Consider the following 3,549-nt stretch of genomic DNA (forward strand, 5'->3'; position numbering starts at 1 on the left):
CCCGCGACCCTCACCTTGGCAAGGTGATGCTCTACCACTGAGCCACTTCCGCGTGCCTCCGCCGGGCGTTTCGGCCCGTGGCGACGAGAGAACTCTAGCGGGTTTTCCGGTCAGGTGCGTAACCGCGCGTCACGCCGGCCGGCGCGCGCGGGGGCCGGGAGAGGCCGGGGGAGGCGCGGACGGCGGGATCGGGGCGGTGACCGGTTCGTCCGATCCGGCCGCGTGCGGTAGAAACACGAGGTGGAGTCGTTGAAGCTGGGCTCGCTGGAAGTGTGGCCGCCGGTCGTGCTGGCGCCCATGGCCGGGATCACCAACACCGCGTTCCGCACGCTCTGCCGCGAGCAGGGCGGCGGGTTGTTCGTCTGCGAGATGATCACGACGCGGGCGCTGGTGGAGCGGAACGCCAAGACGCTCAAGATGATCCGGTTCGAGCCGGACGAGCGGCCCCGGAGCCTCCAGCTCTACGGGGTGGACCCGGTGACCGTCGGCCGGGCCGTCCGGATGGTCGCCGAAGAGGACCTGGCCGACCACGTGGACCTCAACTTCGGCTGCCCGGTGCCCAAGGTGACCCGGCGCGGCGGAGGCTCCGCCCTGCCGTACAAGCGCAACCTGCTCCGCGCGATCCTGCGGGAGGCCGTGCGCAACGCCGGCACGCTCCCGGTGACGATGAAGATGCGCAAGGGCATCGACGACGACCACCTCACCTACCTGGACGCCGGGCGGATCGCGATGGAGGAGGGGATCGCGGCCGTCGCGCTGCACGGCCGCACCGCGGTCCAGCACTACGGCGGGACCGCCGACTGGGAGGCGATCGCCCGGCTCAAGGAGGCGGTGACCGAGATCCCGGTGCTCGGCAACGGCGACGTCTGGAGCGCCGACGACGCGCGGCGGATGATGGCGGAGACCGGTTGCGACGGGGTCGTGGTGGGTCGCGGATGCCTGGGCCGGCCGTGGCTCTTCGCCGACCTGGCCGCCATGTGCGCGGGGAGCGACGAGCGGGCCAGGCCCCGGCTCGGGGAGGTCGCCGCGGTCATGGAGCGGCACGCCGCGCTCCTGGCGGAGTGCTTCGGCAGCGAGCCGCACGCCGTGGCCGACTTCCGCAAGCACGTCGGCTGGTACCTCAAGGGCTTCACCGTCGGCTCCGAGCTGCGCCGCCGCCTGGCCACCTCGGAGACCCTCGCCGGGCTCCGTGAGGGGCTGGCCGAGCTCGACCCCGCCCAGCCCTGGCCCGGCGAGGTGGCGGACGCGCCGCGCGGCAAGACCCACGCCCGCGACCGCGTGCACCTGCCCGCGGGCTGGCTCGACGACCCCTACGACCTGGCCGTGCCCTGCGCGGACGCCGAACTCGACACCTCGGGCGGCTGATCCGGTCCCGCCCAGCGACGGCGCGGAGGAGTGCCGCGGGCGGCGACCTCACGCCGACTCACGCCGAGCCGGGCGGGCTCGTCCGTGAGCCGGGCGGCTTCAGGCGCCTGCGACGTCGACGGTGCCGCCGCTGCGCCAGTAGACGTTGTTCTCGCGGGCCAGCAGGCCCTCGTCGACCAGGTAGCGGCGCAGCGCCGCGTGGTCGTCGTGGAAGGCGCGCAGCACCACGTTGACGTCCTTCTCCGAGTAGCGCACGCCCGGCTCGAAGACCTGGGCCACGTAGTTCAGCACGACGAGCTGCTTGTCGCGCTTGCTGGGGATGGCCCGCAGCCGCCCCTCCACGAGGAAGGCGCGCAGCACCTTCTCCTCGGGGGAGACCGGCTCGGGCGGCGGGGCCGCGGCGTGCAGCAGCTCGCGGAAGCGCTCCCGGCGCAGCCGCCACACCCCCTCGTGGTCGTGTACGGCCAGCCCGCCGCGTTTCAACCGGTCCAGCGCCAGCAGCATCGCGTCCCGCTCCAGCCCCGACTCCTCGGGCGCGCGCTCCAGCGCCAGCGCCGACAGCACCCGCAGCGTGTCGTCCTGGTAGAGCAGGCCGAGCACCTGCCTGATCGCCTCATCGCTCATGCCCCCATTCTCACGGGTTCCTCGGGCCGCCTCCGCCACACGGGGGAGCACGGGAGGGGCCTTCGGGAGGAGCGGTCGGTCACCGTCCCGGGGGCCGGGCGCGCGCGTAGTGCCCGGGGGTGGTGCCCAGCACGCGCCTGAAGTGCCGGGTGAGGTGGGACTGGTCGTAGAAGCCGGCGGAGGCCGCGGCGGCGGGCGGCGGTACGCCCTCCAGCAGGAGCCCGCGGGCGAGGTCGACCCGGCGCCCGGTCAGGTACTGGTGCGGCGCCATGCCGAACTCGCGGCCGAACGCCCTGACCAGGTGGGCGGGGTGGGAGTGCAGGGCGTCCGAGGCCTCCCTCAGGGTGAGTCCCCGGACGAAGCGCTCGTCGAGCAGGTCGCGCAGCCGGTGGGCGATCCCCGGATCGTGCACGGCCGGCCGCACGCCGGCCCGTCCGCGCAGGTGGTCGCCGAGGCGCTCGGAGACGAGGGCGAGGCGGCTCTCGGCCTCCAGTTCCTCGCCCGGGGACACCAGGCAGGCGTGCAGCAGGTGGACCCGGTCGCGGAGCACGGGATCGTCCAGCACCGGGCGGTCCACCGCCGGGCCGACGAGGTCTCCGTCCAGGTGCGCCGCGTCCAGGTAGAGCACGCGTTTGCGGAACCCCTGCGGGGTGACCGCGCAGCCGTTGTGCGGCACGTGGGGCGGCAGGAGGGTGACCGTGCCTCGGGGGGTGCCGTGTTCGTGGCGGTCCAGGTCGTACTTGACCATGCCGTCGTCGATGATGAGCAGCGTCCACGAGTCGTGGGTGTGCATGGGGTAGGCGTGGTCGGTGAAGCGCGCGTGGAAGACCTCGGTGATGCCCCGCACCGGCGGGCGCCACGCGGCGATGTCCGGACGGCCGACCATGCGAAGAACGTACAAGACCGGTCCGGGTGCGGCCGAACAGAATCGGCGTTCATGAGAGCACACCCGCAGTCCCCGCAGTCCGGAAAGTCCGGGGGTTCGCCAGAGTCCCCGGAGTCCGGGAAGTCCGGGAAGTCCGGGAAGTCCGGGGAGTCGCCGCAGTCCCCGGAGTCCGGTGACGCGCCCGTCCGCTTCGACACCAAGATCGCCGTCCTGCTCCGCGACGACCTGGAGACGTGGCAGCGCCTGAACGTGACGGCCTTCCTGGTCAGCGGCATCGGCGCGGAGCGGCCGGAGGTGATCGGCGAGCCCTACGCGGACGCGGACGGCACCGGGTACCTGCCCATGTTCCGCCAGCCCGTGCTGGTCTTCGAGGGGGACAAGGAGGTGCTGAGGGAGGCGCACGCCCGCGCGGCCGGCAGGGGCGTCCCCCTGTCGGTGTTCACCTCCGGCCTGTTCGCGACCGGCAACGACCGGGACAACCGGGCCGCCGTGCGCGCGGTGCCCCGGGACGGGCTCGACCTGGTGGGCCTGGCCGTGTACGGGCCGAAGAACGCCGTGGACAAGATCCTCAAGGGTGCGCGCATGCACCCCTGAGGCGTCCCGGGGACGCACCGCGGGTCACCGCCGGTCACCGCCGGCCGCGGTCCGGCGCGACCGGAGGCGGCGGGCCGGGG

Annotated in this window: 4 protein-coding genes; 2 read left to right on the plus strand and 2 right to left on the minus strand. The window is 73.8% G+C overall.

What is annotated here, in order from left to right; translation table 11 throughout:
* The first annotated feature begins 240 nt into the window (after positions 1-240).
* Complete coding sequence (dusB, locus tag ACWJ6R_RS32535) at positions 241-1,365, plus strand: tRNA dihydrouridine synthase DusB (protein WP_449065892.1); 1,125 nt, start codon at positions 241-243, stop codon at positions 1,363-1,365.
* A gap of 99 nt (positions 1,366-1,464) precedes the next feature.
* Here dusB and ACWJ6R_RS32540 read toward each other — a convergent pair whose 3' ends face one another.
* The gene (locus ACWJ6R_RS32540; RefSeq protein ID WP_449065893.1) at positions 1,465-1,989 is read right to left on the minus strand and encodes a DUF2087 domain-containing protein; all 525 of its coding nucleotides are present in this window, start codon (positions 1,987-1,989) and stop codon (positions 1,465-1,467) included.
* A 79-nt stretch (positions 1,990-2,068) separates the two neighbouring features.
* Positions 2,069-2,875 (minus strand): AraC family transcriptional regulator, encoded by an 807-nt coding sequence (locus ACWJ6R_RS32545; protein ID WP_449065894.1) that lies wholly within the window; start codon positions 2,873-2,875, stop codon positions 2,069-2,071.
* A gap of 51 nt (positions 2,876-2,926) precedes the next feature.
* On the opposite strand from ACWJ6R_RS32545, the gene ACWJ6R_RS32550 reads away from it, so the two are divergent.
* Positions 2,927-3,469: a DUF2000 family protein gene (locus tag ACWJ6R_RS32550; RefSeq protein ID WP_449065895.1), complete on the plus strand. Its 543-nt coding sequence runs from the start codon at positions 2,927-2,929 to the stop codon at positions 3,467-3,469.
* Positions 3,470-3,549 lie beyond the last annotated feature (80 nt).

It is taken from the genome of Planomonospora algeriensis (assembly GCF_977012225.1).